This window comes from Corallococcus praedator, assembly GCF_003612125.1.
Taxonomy (GTDB): domain Bacteria; phylum Myxococcota; class Myxococcia; order Myxococcales; family Myxococcaceae; genus Corallococcus; species Corallococcus praedator.
Map to the genome: position 1 here is coordinate 1 of NZ_RAWI01000977.1, position 457 is coordinate 457.

A 457-nucleotide genomic window follows, 5' to 3' on the forward strand; every position below is an offset into this window, starting at 1 on the left:
CATGATTCCGGAAGTTCAAAAGTGGCTGAAGCGAGAAGGTAATTTGGGTTTGATATTAGGAGAAAACCAAGATGGTTTGGCATTCGAAGCGCCATACAAAAAATTACTTGGCGTTAGTCCTTTGGAAATGCTGATACCTTTATTTGAAAATAACAATCCAAATAAGCACGCCTTAATTGTTCTTTCTAAATTTACTTCAACAAAATTTGCTGAAGCTCTTGGACCTGCCAAAAATGTCATTTTTTCATGGTCACTATCCCTTCCAACTATAAGCAAAAATTACGAGAAAAAAGTAGCTTCTCTAGATGCTCGTCTCCAAAAAGCGGCTGATATGAAAAGGCAAGGTTTTAGAATTCGTTTTCGTTTAGATGCTTTAGCGCCTATTCCAAATTGGGAAGAAGAATTGGAATACATCATCAAAAGGATAAATGAAATTGAGCCTGAGATGCTAACAATC

At 36.5% G+C, this 457-nt stretch carries 1 protein-coding gene; it reads left to right on the forward strand.

Features of this window, described 5'->3' with window-relative positions; all coding sequences use genetic code 11:
• The coding region (locus D7Y13_RS46370; protein ID WP_208734619.1) for a hypothetical protein at window positions 1–457 on the forward strand (457 nt) is incomplete at both ends.